General features: G+C 71.6%; 13 protein-coding genes. 4 read left to right on the forward strand and 9 right to left on the reverse strand.

The annotated features are described in order from the left end of the window. Nucleotides 1–10 precede the first annotated feature (10 nt). From ACIQMR_RS20885 to ACIQMR_RS20900, 4 genes are all read right to left on the reverse strand, one after another. The gene (locus ACIQMR_RS20885; protein ID WP_401389173.1) at nt 11–991 is read right to left on the reverse strand and encodes a nucleoside triphosphate pyrophosphohydrolase; all 981 of its coding nucleotides are present in this window, start codon (nt 989–991) and stop codon (nt 11–13) included. Between the two features lie 30 nt (nt 992–1,021). Continuing rightward, on the reverse strand, nt 1,022–1,675 hold the full coding sequence (locus ACIQMR_RS20890; RefSeq protein WP_401389176.1) for a SurA N-terminal domain-containing protein: 654 nt from the start codon (nt 1,673–1,675) through the stop codon (nt 1,022–1,024). Nucleotides 1,676–1,756: 81 nt separating this feature from the next. Beyond that, complete coding sequence (locus ACIQMR_RS20895; protein ID WP_401389179.1) at nt 1,757–2,167, reverse strand: GtrA family protein; 411 nt, start codon at nt 2,165–2,167, stop codon at nt 1,757–1,759. Beyond that, nucleotides 2,164–3,141, reverse strand: coding sequence for a glycosyltransferase family 2 protein (locus ACIQMR_RS20900; protein ID WP_385479042.1), 978 nt, complete (start codon nt 3,139–3,141; stop codon nt 2,164–2,166). The genes ACIQMR_RS20895 and ACIQMR_RS20900 overlap by 4 nt, the downstream gene beginning before the upstream one ends. Before the next feature lie 124 nt (nt 3,142–3,265). Between ACIQMR_RS20900 and ACIQMR_RS20905 the strand changes: the two genes are divergently transcribed. Next, nucleotides 3,266–5,773, forward strand: coding sequence for a YfhO family protein (locus ACIQMR_RS20905; RefSeq protein WP_401389183.1), 2,508 nt, complete (start codon nt 3,266–3,268; stop codon nt 5,771–5,773). A gap of 28 nt (nt 5,774–5,801) precedes the next feature. Further along, nucleotides 5,802–6,809, forward strand: coding sequence for a class I SAM-dependent methyltransferase (locus ACIQMR_RS20910; RefSeq protein ID WP_401389186.1), 1,008 nt, complete (start codon nt 5,802–5,804; stop codon nt 6,807–6,809). Between the two features lie 77 nt (nt 6,810–6,886). Here the strand turns inward: ACIQMR_RS20910 and ACIQMR_RS20915 are convergent, their stop codons facing one another. From ACIQMR_RS20915 to ACIQMR_RS20925, 3 genes are all read right to left on the reverse strand, one after another. Further along, entirely contained in the window at nt 6,887–8,422 is a 1,536-nt protein-coding gene (locus tag ACIQMR_RS20915) for a protein kinase (protein ID WP_401389188.1), read from the reverse strand. Beyond that, nucleotides 8,419–9,108: a hypothetical protein gene (locus tag ACIQMR_RS20920; RefSeq protein WP_401389191.1), complete on the reverse strand. Its 690-nt coding sequence runs from the start codon at nt 9,106–9,108 to the stop codon at nt 8,419–8,421. The genes ACIQMR_RS20915 and ACIQMR_RS20920 overlap by 4 nt, the downstream gene beginning before the upstream one ends. 111 nt (nt 9,109–9,219) lie before the next feature. Further along, on the reverse strand, nt 9,220–11,247 hold the full coding sequence (locus ACIQMR_RS20925) for an N-6 DNA methylase (protein ID WP_401389194.1): 2,028 nt from the start codon (nt 11,245–11,247) through the stop codon (nt 9,220–9,222). 194 nt (nt 11,248–11,441) lie between these two features. Between ACIQMR_RS20925 and ACIQMR_RS20930 the strand changes: the two genes are divergently transcribed. Together ACIQMR_RS20930 and ACIQMR_RS20935 are read left to right on the forward strand one after the other, a co-directional pair. Continuing rightward, entirely contained in the window at nt 11,442–12,200 is a 759-nt protein-coding gene (locus tag ACIQMR_RS20930; protein ID WP_401389197.1) for a hypothetical protein, read from the forward strand. Nucleotides 12,201–12,351: 151 nt separating this feature from the next. Then, nucleotides 12,352–12,798 carry a lamin tail domain-containing protein gene (locus tag ACIQMR_RS20935; protein ID WP_401389200.1) on the forward strand — a complete coding sequence of 149 codons (447 nt, stop codon included), beginning with the start codon at nt 12,352–12,354 and terminating at the stop codon, nt 12,796–12,798. Nucleotides 12,799–12,943: 145 nt separating this feature from the next. Here ACIQMR_RS20935 and ACIQMR_RS20940 read toward each other — a convergent pair whose 3' ends face one another. Further along, a complete protein-coding gene (locus ACIQMR_RS20940) occupies nt 12,944–13,729 on the reverse strand; it encodes a hypothetical protein (RefSeq protein ID WP_401389203.1) in 786 nt (261 codons plus the stop codon). Between the two features lie 297 nt (nt 13,730–14,026). After that, nucleotides 14,027–14,623: a gamma carbonic anhydrase family protein gene (locus ACIQMR_RS20945; protein WP_401389206.1), complete on the reverse strand. Its 597-nt coding sequence runs from the start codon at nt 14,621–14,623 to the stop codon at nt 14,027–14,029. Nucleotides 14,624–14,699 lie beyond the last annotated feature (76 nt).

A 14,699-nucleotide genomic window follows, 5' to 3' on the forward strand; every position in this document is an offset into this window, starting at 1 on the left:
GGCCCGCTCGTCAGGCGCCGGTCGCCGCCGTCTCCGCCGCGCGGATCGCGTCCCGGTAGGCGCGGGCCGCCGCGCGCAGCGCGGTCTCCGGGTCGTGGCCCTCGGCCTCGGCCCGGACGGCCATGGTGAGCAGTTCGTAGCCGATGCCGTCACCGCTCGGCAGCGGGACATCGAGGGCGGCGTTGCGCACGCGGGAGGCGAGCTTCGCGGCCAGGGCGAGGCCCGGCTGCCCGAGCGGAATGCCGTCGGTCACCGAGTCGCGCTGCTTCTCCACGGCCTTCGTGCGGAGCCAGTGGGCCTTGACGTCCTCGGGGGTCTCGGCGTCGGCGTCGCCGAAGACGTGCGGGTGGCGGTGGATGAGCTTGTCGACGATCGTGCCGGCCACGTCGTCGATCGAGAACGGCTCCTCCGCGTCCTCCTGGGCGATGCGGGCGTGGAAGGCGACCTGCAGCAGGACGTCGCCGAGTTCCTCGCGCAGCTCGTCATGGTCGCCGTCCTCGATGGCCTCGACGAGTTCGTACGCCTCCTCGATGCCGTACTTGGCGAGGCCCTTGTGGGTCTGCTGCGAGGACCACGGGCACTCGCGGCGGATCCGGTCCATGACCTGGACGAGGTCGAGGAGCCGGGCGCCCGGCAGATCGTAGGAACCGGGAAGCAGCTCCAGGTCGGGCATCTGGAAACGACCGGAGCCCGCCATGCGGGCCAGGCCGTCGGTCAGGGCCTGGTCGCCCTCACCGGTCGCGAGGACCACGACCGTCCGGCCTCCGGCGCAGGCGTCGACGAGCTCCTGGGCGGTGGGCGCGGCGACCTCCACACCGACCCCGGCCTCCCTCAGATACGGCAGCTGGGGATGAGCACCGTCCCCGCACAGCACCCGGTCGGCGGCGTGCAGCGTCTGCCACGCGGGCCAGGACAGCAGCCCGGGCGCGACGCGATGGCTCGCGGTGAGCAGGACGATACGGCCGGGCTCGACGGGCGCTTCAGCATTCACCCCTCGACCTTACGTTGGCCGCGCGAAGGCTCAGGCCCCGGCCGGGACGGCCTCCGGCTGCTTGGTGACCTGGGTGATCCACGGGGCCTTGTAGTCGCCGAGCTGGATCTTCGCGTCGTCCCAGGTGCCGTAGCGCGGGTTCACGTCGATGTCGAGCTCCTTCGACGCGGCGGTGAGCGCGTCGTTGACCTTCTGCAGGCCCTGCGGGGTGCTGAGGTCGGCGCCGAGCGACCGGGCCAGCTCGGTCAGCATGACCTGCTCACGCACGGTCTCGTCGATCTGGTCCGGTGCGACCCCGCGCTGCTGCAGCAGCATCGCGGCGAGCTGCTCCTCCCCGCCGTACTGCTGGGCGGCGGCCGCCCGGGCGTCCTGGACCTCCTTGCGGGAGACGGTGACCCCGGCCTTCTCCGCCGCCTGCTCCAGCACCCGGCCGAAGATCATGCCGTGCAGCTTGGCCCGGCCGAGCTGTCCGGTGTCCTTGATCAGCTGCGCCGACTGGGGCGACGCCTCCTGGGCCGCCCGTACGTCCTCCACGTCGGCCTGGAGCGCGGACACCTCGATCCGGTCCCCGCCGACGACGGCTGCGGCGCCTGGGTGCGCCTCGCTCCCGCAGGCGGCGAGCAGGGGCGCCGCGACGGCGAGCGCGGCGGAGAGGGCGAGCGCGGTGCGACGACGGCGGTGCAAAGGGGCCTCCCGGCGTGATTGTGCTTCGCTGCACAAAGCCTTGCGATGATCGATGGTAGGCAGTCGACGTGGCGCAGGCCACTACTTCGAAGCGACTGATTCGGCCAACGACGCGGGAGCGGGCTCCGGGCGGAGCATGATCGTGCGGGAGACCATGAAGGTGATCGGGATGGCCGCCGCGGCCGCGATCAGCGGTGCGTACCGGCTGCCGAAGTGGAGCACGTCGACCAGCAGGTACACACCGCTCGTGGTGATCACGAAGTTGGCGGCGTTGGTGAGCGGGAACAGCAGGAACTTCCGCCAGGTCGGCCGGGTCCGGTAGGTGAAGTACGAGTTCAGGAAGAACGAACCGACCATGCTGAGCAGAAACGCCAGGACGTGCGCCGCGACGTACGGCATCCAGGCCAGGAACAGCAGATAGCAGCCGTAGTACGTCGCGGTGTTCACCACGCCGACCAGGGCGAAACGGATCATCTGCGCCTGGACCGTCATCGGCGTACGAGCTCCCCCTGCTCCCCCTGGGTGCGGTGCTGCTGCCGGGGCGGCAGTCCCGCGTTGGTCGCCGCGACCAGATAGTGCGGGCGGCGCTTCACCTCGTAGTAGATACGGCCCACGTACTCGCCGACGACGCCCAGCATGACCATCTGGACACCGGCGAGTGCGACGACCGTCACCAGAAGTGTGACATAGCCGGGGGTATCCACCCCGTTCACCAGGGCGACACCGACGATCCACACGGCATAGGCCATGGCTACCGAGAGGAGCAGCAGTCCTATGTAGACCGCGGCCCGCAGCGGCTTGTTGTTGAAGGAGAGGAGACCGTCGAGGCCGTAGTTGAGCAGCTTGCCGAAACTCCATTTGGAGCGACCCTGCTCACGCACCGCGTTCTCGTACTCGAAGGTCGTCGTACGGAATCCGACCCAGGCGAAGAGGCCCTTGGAGAACCGGTTGTACTCGCTCAGTCCGAGGATGGCGTCCACCGTACGGCGGGACAGCAGCCGGAAGTCGCCTACGCCGTCGACGAGTTCCACGTCGACCAGCCGGTTGATGAGCCAGTAGTAGGCGCGCGCGGTGACCGTGCGCGTGACCCGGTCGCCCTTGCGGGTGCGCCGGGCGATGACCTGGTCGAACCCCTCCTCGTACAGGCGCAGCATGCGGTGCACCAGCTCGGGGGGATGTTGGAGATCGGCATCCATGATGACCACCGCGTCACCGCCGGCGTGCTGGAGTCCGGCCAGCATCGCGGCCTCCTTGCCGAAGTTCCGGCTGAAGGAGACGTACCGGGTGCGGGAGTCGGCCGCCGCGATCGCCTCGAGGAGAGCGAGCGTGCGGTCGTGACTTCCGTCGTCCACATAGACCAGTTCGTATTCCTGGCCGAGCAGAGCGAGTTCCTTGGTCACGTGTTCATGGAAGCGGTCGATGATCTCCTCTTCGTTGAAGCACGGGACAACAATCGAGATCAGCACGGTAGAACAACAACGGACGTGAATGTCGCGTGCGGATTCGACACATGGCGGGCAGGCGACCATTGCGTGAACTGGGTCCTTGATCCCCCGAATTCACGATGTGCCCTGGCATATTCGAAGAATCATGTCGACCTTGGACAACACCGCGCGGGTCCGCATATCCGCCTCCCGCAACCGCGGCCGCGCCACCGCACTCGCCGCCCTGCTGACGCTCCTGGCCGTATGCGCCGGTGACGCCGTCGCCCGCAGCTTTCCCTTCGGTCCGAAGACGCGCAGCGTCAACGACCTGGGCAATCAGTTCGTCCCGTTCCATGCCCATCTGTGGGACCTGCTGCACGGCCGTGCGGAGGGCGGGCTGCTGCTCAACTGGCAGTCCGGGTACGGCACGAGCTTCCTGCCCGACCTCGGGACCTATCTGACCAGCCCCTTCTCGGTGCTCGTCGGCCTCTTCCCGCGCGAGGACATCGATCTCGCGGTGTATGTGATCACCGTGCTGAAGATGGCCGCGGCGGCGGCCGCGATGACCTGGCTGCTGCTCACGCTCCACCGCGCCGGCAGCCGCTGGTGGGTGGCGGCGGTGCTCGGCGCCTCGTACGCGCTGTGCGGCTGGTCGGTCGTCGAGGCGTCGTACAACCCGATGTGGCTGGACGGGCTGATCGCCTTCCCGCTGCTGTGCCTGGTCGGCGAATGGGCCCGGACGAGGCGGCGGGCCGCCCTCGGCACGCTGATCGTCGCCGTGGCGTGGGCCGCGAACTTCTATACCGCCTACATGGCCACCCTCGGCGCCGCCCTGGTGCTGGTGCTGCGGCTGATCCTGGACGAGCGGACGGACGAGCGGACGGACGACGGGACGGGGACCGAGACGGCCCCAGGGACCGGGACGGCCGGTCCGACGCCGGTACGGGACCGAGTCCGCGTGCTGCTGCGGGCCGCCGGGACCACCCTGCTCGGCATCGCCCTCGCCACCCCCGTGCTGATCCCGGTCTTCCTCGGCTCGAAGCACGCCTACCCGGGCTGGACACGGGAGTTCGAGCCGGCGGGCTGGGTCGACGTGTTCGCCCGCGCGCTGCCCGCGACGTACAGCTTCTTCACCCCTGCCGTCTTCCTCGGCACCGGAGCGCTGCTGCTCGCCGCCGCCCTCGTCTTCCACCGCGGTGTGCCGCGGCGCGAGCGCCGGTGGTGGACCGCGCTGGTGGTGGCCGTCGCGGTGTCGATGCAGTGGGGACCGACCCATCTGGCCTGGCACATCTTCGCCACGCCCAACGGCAGCCCCTACCGGCAGTCGTTCGTCCTCGCCGGTGTGCTGGTGATCGCGGCCTGGGTGTGCGTGGCGCGGGAATGGCCGGGACGGCGGGCGCTGCTCGCCGGCACCGGGGTGCTGGCGGTGATCGCGCTCGGCGCGGCGACCAGCGACCTGGTCACCGGCTGGACGTTCCCGCTGTTCGCGCTCGGGCTGGCCGGGGCCCTGGGCGCTCTCGTACTGGCGAAGCGGCAGCGGTTCGTCGTCGTCGCCGCGCTGCTCCTCGCGGGCGGCCTGGTCGGGCAGGCTGCGGCGACCACCGCCTACGCCGACCGTCAGCGCCTGGGCCGGCTCGACGACTATCCGGCGTGGGGCACCGCCCACAGCGCGCGCGCCGACGCGGTGGCCGGCGCCGACAGCCGGCCCGGCTCCCGCACGGACAGCGGTCGCGAGCACCTCACCGGCAACGATCCGATGCTGCTGGGCGGCGAGAGCGGCGCGTACTACAGCAGCCACACCCCCGCCGTGCTCACCCGCACCATGGCCGCGCTCGGCGCCGGCTGGACCTCGCGGGGCCGCAACGTGCAGAGCCTGGACAACCCCGTCACCGACGCGGTCTTCTCGGTGGGGACACGGGTGCGCACCGTGCCCGGCGGGCGCCCCGAGGTGACGCGGGCCGAGGTGCCGCCGCTGGTGACCGTGCGGCCGAAGGGCCCGGAACCGCGCTACGGCACCTCACCGTTCCGCAACCAGGAACTGCTGCTCGGCGCCCCGGTGTACGGCGACCCCGTCGACGGTGTCTGCCCCGCGGGCACCGACGTCTTCCTGTGGGCGCCCGACTACGCGGGCACGGCGCGGCTCGGCGACGGAAAGCCGGTGAAGCTCAGCGGTGGCCTGCCCAAGCGGCGCGCGCCGATGACCCCGCTCGGCACGTCGAACGGACCCGCCTCCCGGATCTCCTTCGGCAAGCAGGAGCCGCGGGACTGGAGCGCCGGCTGTCTCGACCGCGGCAGACTGTCCGCCGCCGTGGCCCGGCTGAAGACCTCCGGGGCGGTGTCGGTGGAGGTCGGCGACAGTGGCGTACGCGCCGAACTGCCGACCGGCTCCACCGGCACCGCCGTCCTCGCCGCGCCGCGCATCGCCGGCTGGAGCTGCGACGGCAGGCCGGCGGACCGGTACCTCGGGCTGGTCGCCGTGCCGCTCGACGGGAAGCGGACCACGGTCGACTGCTCCTTCCGGCCGCCGGGCCTGCGCGCGGGCGCGGCCGTCGGCGGGGCCGCACTGGTGGTGCTGCTGGTGCGGGTGGCCGTCCCGCTCGTACCGGCCGTACGGGCGCGTCGACGGAAGGACACCAAGACTTCACCCGAACGGCCCCCGTTGGTGGCCTCTTGAGCGGAAATCTCGGCGTAACGTCCCCGCCATGCCTTCCCTCCTGAGCAACCGGCTGGCCCAGCGGGTGCTGCGTCCGGCGTTCACGCTGGTGGAGCAGCGCCTGGAGCGCGCCACCAACGCCCTGCAGGCCGACCTCGATGCCCTGCACCACGAAGTGGCCGACCTGCGGCGCCAGAGCTACGGGCTCGGGCTGCTGCTCGACCACGCCGGACGGGACGGCCACCGGATGCCCACCGCGACGCAGCTGGACACGCTCGTACGCGAAGTGACGACGGTGACGGGGGCGTCCGGAGATCACGCGCGGCGGGACCTGACCGTCGCCTACCGCACGGTGGTGGCACTGGAGGCCCTGGGTGTCGGCCGGCTGGCGGGCTCGACCTCGGACGTGTGCGGCAAGCTGGCGACCGTTCCGCTGCTGGCCCCGCCGAACGAGGACGTGCTGGAGATCGGTACGCAGCACGGGCTGTTCGCGACGGCGCTGCTGCGCATGCTGCACCGCGCGGGCGTCGAACCGCGGCTGACCATCGTCGACCGGCTGGCGGGAGCGGCGGACGGTGCACGAGTGGCGGAGGACGCGGGGGCCGCGGACGGTGCGGTCGGGGCGGGGGCCGCGGACGGTGCAGGGGCCGCGGACGGTGCAGGGGCCGCGGTCCCGGTGACGGTGCCGGTGCTCGTGTCCGTGCCCGTGCGTGAGGACGTCGTCCGTGCCAACCTCGCGCTGTGCGGCAGCCGTTCCGGCGCCCAGGCCCGCATCGAACGGGGCGCCTCGGCCGACCCGGAGGTACGGGCCGCGGTCTCCGACCGCCGCTACGGAGTGATCGTGCTGGCCGGTGACGCCTCGTCCGTGCAGGAGGTCCTGGCCGACCTGGAGTGCGCGGAGGAGCTGGCCGCGCAAGGCGCCGTCGTCGTCCTCGACGGCCAGGGCGACGACACCCGCCCCGCTGTCGCCGAGGCGCTGGGCAAGCACCTCGCGAACGGCTCCCGGCTGAAGCTCGTGGGGCGGGTCGCGGGCACGGCGTTCCTGCGCGCGGGCTGAGTTCTCCCCGGCCCACCCACCGCTCAGCTTCGGGGGCAGCCCGGGCCGGGGTCCGGACCGACGCCCCCGACCGACGGTCAGCCCGGGCGGAACTGGCGCTGGCGGGTCAGTGCGCGGCGGAGTTCCGTGGGCAGCGGGTGCCCCGGGCCGTACAGACGCTCGGAGTCGAACAGCAGGCTCTGCAACTGCTGGTGGCCCGCCGTGTGGTCGCCCATCGCCAGCAGCAGATGCCCGATCCGGTGCCGGATGTCGAACGCCCGCGCCGTGTCCACCGCGCCCCCGTGCCGGCCCTCGTAGTACGGCAGCACCGCCCGGTACTCCGTCAGCGCCGCAGCCGTCTCGCCCAGCTGCTCCAGGCACTGCGCCGCGTCGTGGCGGAACTGCAGGGTCTGGGGGTCGCCCGGCCCCGCCTCCGCCGTCCGGTCGTCGGCGAGCCGGCGCAGTTCGGGCAGGGCCCGGCGGTACTGGCCGTCGTCAATGAGGGTCGTCGCGTACTGCTTGCGCAGGATCCTCACGACCGTCGACCGCTCACCGTGCTCGGCCGCGGCGGCCGGAAGGATGCCGCCGAGGATGTCCACGGCCCGGGTGATGCTGCCCTCGCCGAGAAGGCGTTTGACCTCGTCTACGGCGGCGGCGACATCGGGCCGGTCGGCCGCCACCGGCACGGCCGACACCCGCGGGTCGGGCGGCGGCGGTGCCGCCTCCTGGTCGGGCCACGGCGCGTGCGGGCGCAGGAACGGACGGGTCGGGTCCAGCGGCCCGGTCGGCGTCCCGTGCCGCGCCGGCAGCAGCGGCGCGAGGGCCGCGTACACCTCCCGCGCCCCGGAGGGCCGGTGCTGCGGGTCCTTCGCGAGGAGGCGCAGGACGAGTGCTTCGAGCTGCTCGGGTATCTCGGGCCGCAGCTGTCGCACGGGCAGTGGCGGTTCGTACAGATGGCGGTGGAGCACGCCGAGCGCGGTGGACCCCGCGAACGGCACGGTGCCGCTGAGCAGTTCGTGCAGCAGCACTCCCAGCGCGTACAGGTCCGTGTACGGGCCGACGGCGCCGCCCATCGCCTGCTCGGGCGCCATGTAGGCGGGGCTGCCGATCGGGGAGCCGGTGTGGGTGAGGCGGGTCGTGTCGGTGTCGATGACGGACGCCACGCCGAGGTCGAGGACGGTGACCGTGCCGTCGGGCTTCACCATCACGTTCCGCGGCTTGAGGTCGCGGTGGACGATCGGTACGGCGTGCACGGCGCCCAGCACCGCGCACAGCTGGGCCGCGACGGACACGGCCCACTCCCAGGGGTACGGGTCGTGCTCCGCGAGGTGGTCGGCGAGGTCCGCGCCCTCGACGTACTGCATGACGAGGTACAGGTCGTCGCCGTCACTGCCCGCGTCGTGCACGGTGACCAGGCCCGGGTGGGTCACCTGGGCGGTGACCCGGCACTCGCGGACGAAGCGGCGGCGCATCTCGTCGGCGGCCGTGGCGGGCGCCATGTGGTCGGGGCGCAGCAGCTTGACGGCGACCCGGCGGTCGAGTCGCTGGTCGTAGCCCGTCCAGACCTGGCCCATGCCGCCCTGGCCGATGATCGTGGACAGTTCGTAGCGTCCGGCGACCATGCGTCCGTTCACCGGCCGCGCTCCCCGTCGTTGTTGTCGTTGCGCAGGTAGGCACTGAGCTCGTCGAGCTCGGCACGCACCTGGTCGATGCGGTGCGGGGGATGCACGGGTTGCGCCGGCGGCTGCGGTTGCGGTTGCGGTTGCGGTTGCGGCGGCTGGGAGTGCTGTTGCGGGGGCTGCGGTTGCGGTTGCGGCGGCTGGGAGTGCTGTTGCGGGGGCTGCGAAGGCGGGTGCGGCTGGGGCTGCGGCTGGACGTGAGGTGCCGGCTGGACCTGAGGTGCCGGTCGGGGCGGGTAACCGTATCCCGGGGCGGGCACGGGCGGCGGACCGTGCGGGGCGGGAGGCGCGGTGAACACCGGTGCCGCGTACCGGCGCTGATGGTGGTGGATGTCGACGATCAGGTAGTACGTGACCACGCCGGTCATCTGGAGCAGCAGCCCCGCCATGCCGACGTTCGCTATCCAGTGGTCCGCGAAGCTCTGCTCCAGGGGCACCAGACAGGCGACGTTGAGCACGAGCTGGCACCAGAACAGCGCCCAGTCCTGCCGCCTGCGCCGCATGATCGCGATGCGCAGCGTGGCGATCCAGGCGAGCATCCCCAGGGTCAGGACGATCAGCACACAGATGATCACGCGCACGGTGATCACGCCGGCCGTCGCCGGGCGGCGCGGTGGCGTCATGGGCACGTGACCGTGCATGTGGCGCTCCTGGGAGGTGCGGGCCGAAGGAGTTCGAGCGTATACACCGACAAGGACAACCGGCTCAGGGTTGTACACAAAGGGTGTTGCGCCGATCACTTCCGGAATCGATCATTCCGGCAGTACGGTCCCGTCCGCCAGCCCGTCGTACAGGCTCTGCGCCAGCTGTCCGCCGAGTCGGCTCGTGAGTCGCAGCGCGTCCTCGAACTCCGCCAGGGCGCGGAAGCGTTCGCCGTACCGCCGCTGCTCGGCGAGAGGCAGCCGGGGCAGCTGGAGCCGCCGTACGTCGAGCCGGGTGGCGGTGGAGGCGTAACTGCTGGCCTGCCGGTTGTTCGCCGTACCGCGCAGGAAGCCGGCCAGGAACCAGGGGTCGAGTGCCGCCGGATCGGGACGCAGCAGCTGGAGGTTGCGGCCGAGCGCGGCGCCCGCGGTCGCGGCGTCGACGACGCGCGCGGCCGAACCGCCGCCCAGGACGGGCACGACGACGTCCCCTTCCTGTGTGAGCACCGGCTCCTCGGCCTGCCCGGCCGGGAGCGTGCCCGAGGGCGCGGCGCCGGTGATCACGTCGTGCTCGGTGAGGACGGGACCGCCGGAGTGCGAGGCCCCGGCCCCGCCGGTGCGCAGCACGAGCGCCCCGGCGCGGGTGAGTTCGCCGACGGTGGTGAGCGTGCGGGCGGCGGGCCCCGCGGTGGTGACGGGCGCGGGCGCCAGCTCCATGGTGCGGCGCAGCGAACCGTCCAGGCTCTTGCGTACGGCTTCGAGGTCGGCCGCGGACCCGCCGGCGGCGGGCACGGACAGATGGCGGGCGGGGGCCAGGTCGACGTCGTCGTCGAGGAGTTCGATGACCGGCACGGCGCGGCTGACGCCGGACTGTTCGGTCCGGTCCCGCCAGGCGTCGAGCACGGCACTCCGCAAGGCCGGCCAGGGCAGCTTGTCGCGGCCGCCGTCCGGCATGAGCGCGGCGGTGTCGACGAACAGCAGCTCGGGGTCCGGCCGTTGGCCCGCCCCTGGCCTGCACAGCACCCACAGGTGCAGCGGAATGCCGTACGGGGGCGCGGCGCCGGCGGGCAGGGCGATCACGGCCCGCAGCGCACCGCGGCGGAGCAGATCGGCGCGGATGCGGCGCCCGGAGCGGCGGGAGGCGACGGCCGGGGGCATCAGCAGGACCGCCGTGCCGCCTTCTCGCAGGTGCGCGAGGGCGTGCTGGACCCAGGCCAGCTCGGACTCGGTGCGGGCGGGGAAGCCGTACTCCCAGCGGGGGTCGTAGGCGAGTTCGTCGTGACCCCAGTTGCGCTCGTTGAACGGCGGGTGGCAGAGCACGACGTCGGCGGCGAGCCCGGGGAAGGCGTCCGCGCGCAGCGTGTCGGCGGCGGCCGCGCGGATGTCGGCGTCGCCGTGCAGGGCGAGGCGCAGCGCGGTCAGCGAGGCCAGTTCGGGGTCGGCGTCCTGGGCGTGGAGGGCGGCCGGCTGCCGAACGGCACGCAGGAGTTCGCCGGTGCCGGACGCCGGGTCGAGCACCGTCCTGCCGGGTGCGTCCGCGCCGGCGAGGGCCGCCATCAGCTCGGCGGGTCCGGGCGGAGTGAGGGTGTACTGGCGGGGATTGGCGTCCAGATACCGGCCCAGCAGGAACTCGAAGGCCTGGCACGTGCCCAGTTCGGCGGCGAGTTCCGCGGCGCCGCGCACGAGGGGAACGGACTGCGCGAGCTCGGCCGCCGTCGGGGTCGGCACGGCGGCGCGCTCCTCGCCGAAGCGGGCGGTGAGGACGTTGTCCAGGGCGCCGGGGAGCATCGTGAGCAGCCGCTTGTCCGAAACGGCGGCCAGCTCCAGCCAGGCGGTGGGCCTGTCCCGTACGAGCAGCAGCACGCACCCCGCGTGGACGAGCGCGGTGACGGCTCCGGCGGGATGCGCCGACAACTGCTGCCAGACCCGCTCACGACGCGGCACTTCGGCGAGCTTGCCCTGGTCGCGCAGCCACTGCTCGACCTCGGCGAGCGCGAACGACGGGCTGGTCTCGGTGCCGCCGACGGGCCTGGGGAAGTCGGCGTGGCGACGCCGCCAGTTGCTGACGGCGGCGCGGCCCACTCCCGCGAGCCGGGCGATCCCCGCGGCGGTGACCTCGGTTGAGTGCTGTTCCGGCACCGGACCGTCTCCCCTCGTGCGCTGTGAAGGCCATGAGTCGTGAAGAACGAGCATACCGAGGCGATCCCGCAGATCCGTTCACAGCGTGAGCGGACCCAAGGCGCGTGAACCGTGTTGACTCGGTTCACAGTCTCTGCTGTCATTGACGCATCGGTTCACGCAGTCCTCACAGCGCCCCGGAAGGTGCCACAGCCATGTCTCAGCCCATGTACGCCCCGCAGCAGCCGCAGCAGCCCCAGTACGGCGGCCCCGGGAAGAAGCGCAGCTGGTTCGCCCGCCACAAGGGGCTCACCGCTCTCGGCGCGGTCGTCGTGCTCGTCGCGATCGGCTCGGCCGCGGGCGGCGGCGAAGACTCGCCCTCCGGTTCCACGGCGGCGGGTTCGTCGAAGGGCGCCGCCCAGGAGGCCGCCAAGGGCACGGGCGACTCCGAGCCGAAGGAGGAGACGAAGAAGAAGGCCGCCGCGATCGAGGGGGACGGTGACTTCGAGGTCCCCGCGGACATCAAGCCCGGCCTGTACCGCACCAGCGGCAACGACGGCATGTGCTACTGGGAGCGCGCCAAGGACTCGAAGGGCGAGGTCGACTCGACCCTCGCCAACGACAACGTCAGCGGCACGAGCTACGTGACCCTCAAGCCCTCCGACAAGATCTTCAAGACCACCGGCTGCGAGGACTGGGAAGCGGTGGACGAGAAGGCCAAGGGCAGCCCGAAGTCCGAGATCAAGGGCGACGGCGGCATGTTCAAGGTGGGCGTCGACATCGCCCCCGGCACGTACAAGTCCAAGGGCAACACGGACGACGTGTGCTACTGGGAGCGCTCGAAGGACGCGGCCCACGGCATCGACTCGATCCTCGCGAACGGGAACGTGAAGGGCACGGCCATCGTGAAGGTCGGCGCGAGCGACGGCTACTTCAAGACGACGGGTTGCCAGGACTGGAAGAAGACCGGCTGACGCGGCGAATGCCGGCCATCAAGTAGACCAAGCTTGAACCTCTTTACATCACAACCAGACTTTCACCACAGATCCATCACATCCGGATGTACTCTCACCGCACGTTCGGACGCCATCTTCCGGACGCTGCACAACCCATGGGGAGGGTTCCATGAAGCTCCGTCACGCCGCGTCGGCAACCGCTGTCGCCATCGCCGTCGCCGGTGGTCTGCTGACCGCCACTCCGGCCCAGGCCGCCGGGGGTGTGAGCATCTACCGCGTGTCCTACAACTCGCCGGGCTCCGACACCGGATCCAACACCTCGCTGAACGGCGAGTGGGTCCAGCTCTACAACTCCAGCTCGTCCGCGATCTCCATCCAGGGCTGGAAGCTGCGCGACGTCACCGGCTACACGTACACCTTCAGCGGCAAGATCGGCGCGAGGTCCTACGTCAAGGTCCACACCGGCAAGGGCTCCAACACGGCCGGGTACCGCTACTGGGGACGCTCTTGGTACGTCTGGAACAACACGGGGGACACGGCGTACCTGCGGAAGTCGACCGGCACGCTCGTCGACTCCTGCAAGTGGGGTTCGACCGGCTCCTCCAAGTACTGCTGAGGCCGCGTACTGCTGAGGCCGCCCGCTTCCGCCCGGCACCGGGCCGCGCCGCACTCCGGCCGGCCCGGTCCGTGTTCCCGGCCCATCGCTCTTCAGCAGTCGCAGCCGCAGCCGTAGCCGGGAAGCCAGTCACAGCGAAGGCTGTTCACTGCACGTTCAAACGGTGCGCGTGCGTCGGGTCGACGGTACAGATGAAGACATGCAGAACACCGCCCCGCCCGACCCTGACCCGTGTGGGGATGTTGGCACCTGACACGTCCGACGTCGGCAGATCCTCCAGAGGGATCCACGAGCGAGTTCCGTCGTCCCACTCCCTGCTGTCGACGGAAAGCAGAAGCTCCATTCCCTCCCCGCACTCGCAGATCATCTTGACCGGCCCGGTGGACGGCCGGCCCGGGAAGCCGCCGACCTTCCACCCAGGAGCAAGGGAGAGGTCGGACTGATAAAGGATCGAGTCCTCGTCCTGCTCGTCCTCGTCGCCCTCCCACTCGTAGATACGCTCCTGCAGCTCCTCGGGGAGCACCTCAGGAAACACGTGCTCCACCACCCGCTCGGGGTGCAGGACACAGGGCTCGGCCACGAAGGCATCACTCCCCACCAGCAATGGCTCGGGCCGGTCAGCGAGTACCTCGGTCACTTCCGAAGAGCGGCGCCAGCGCAGGTGCAGAGAGAGCTCGTGCCCACCGCCGTGCACATCGAACGGGCACCAGAGGACTTGAAGCAGGTCACAGCCGTCCGGACCTGGGACGAGGCCGGGTACATCCCTGCGGTGAAGCTGCGCCAGCGGCAACAACGGGACCGGCTCGGCGTCCTTGAAGGAGGGTTCGTCGCGTGCTCCCGCCAGCGACGCCAGCAGTTGTCGTTCCTCGTCGTTCGGACCGGAGGGTGAGCGCCGCCAAGCCTCGTCGAGAATCCGTCGGCGCAACCGCACATCGTCCAGCCTCTCGGCCCCCCGCGCGTGTGGCTCCGCACAGACGGGCCACGGTTCATCGGCCGGCCACAGCAGTGGGCCACCCACCGAACTCTCGGCCTCCCCTGGAGCCCCGGGGCGGGGATGCAGCCGAGTAGCGGTTCCTCGGTAGGCACTCAGATCCGGGAAGATCGCCTCGATGTCGACGGGGCGGGGCGGGGTCGTGCGCGGCATTTCGCCTCCATTGCATCTCGCTCAAAGGACCAACGCCGGCAGCCCGGCCCGAGGACGGGGCGGCGCTCCCTCACCCTTCGCTCTTCAGCCGCCGACGGGCCGGTCGCCCTTGTGCGCTCCGTAGAACTCGGCCTGGCGGGCCATGATCTCCCGCATCGACGTACCGCGCGGGACGCCGTAGACCGTTCCCGGGAAGTCCATCCCGCGCTGCCTCACCCACAGTTCGTCGTGTCGGTCCGGCGAGAACAGCTCCGCCGGGTCGCCGGCGGCGATCCAGCCGATGGGCACGACGGTTCCCGGCTCCAGCCGTGAATTGACATGCAGCACGCTGTTGATCCTCAGCTCCGAACCCGCCCCGGCCACGGCGCCGGGGAACATCGCCACCCCCGTCGCCACGAAGACCTCGTCCTCCACCGTCGCACCGTTGATGTGCGCGTGCGGCCCGACGAGCACGGCGTCCCCCAGGACCGCCGGATGCTTCGCCCGCCCCCGGACGAGCGCGTTCTCCATCACCACCACGTCCGCGCCCGTCCGCACTTCACCATCCTCCGCGGTGAGCACGGCCCCGTGCAGCACCCGCGCCCGCTCCCCCAGGACGACGGCGCCGCACAGCACGGCGGACGGCGCGACGTACGCGGACTCGGGAACGACGGGCCGCCGGCCGCGATGCTCGTACAACATGGCCCCCACCCTCGCACCCTCCGACCGCCGGGCGAAGCATCCGCGTCCGGCGCGGAAGGGGTCGCCGCAGGTATGG

The sequence above is a fragment of the Streptomyces sp. NPDC091376 genome, assembly GCF_044757085.1.
In the GTDB taxonomy this organism is placed as follows: domain Bacteria; phylum Actinomycetota; class Actinomycetes; order Streptomycetales; family Streptomycetaceae; genus Streptomyces; species Streptomyces pratisoli.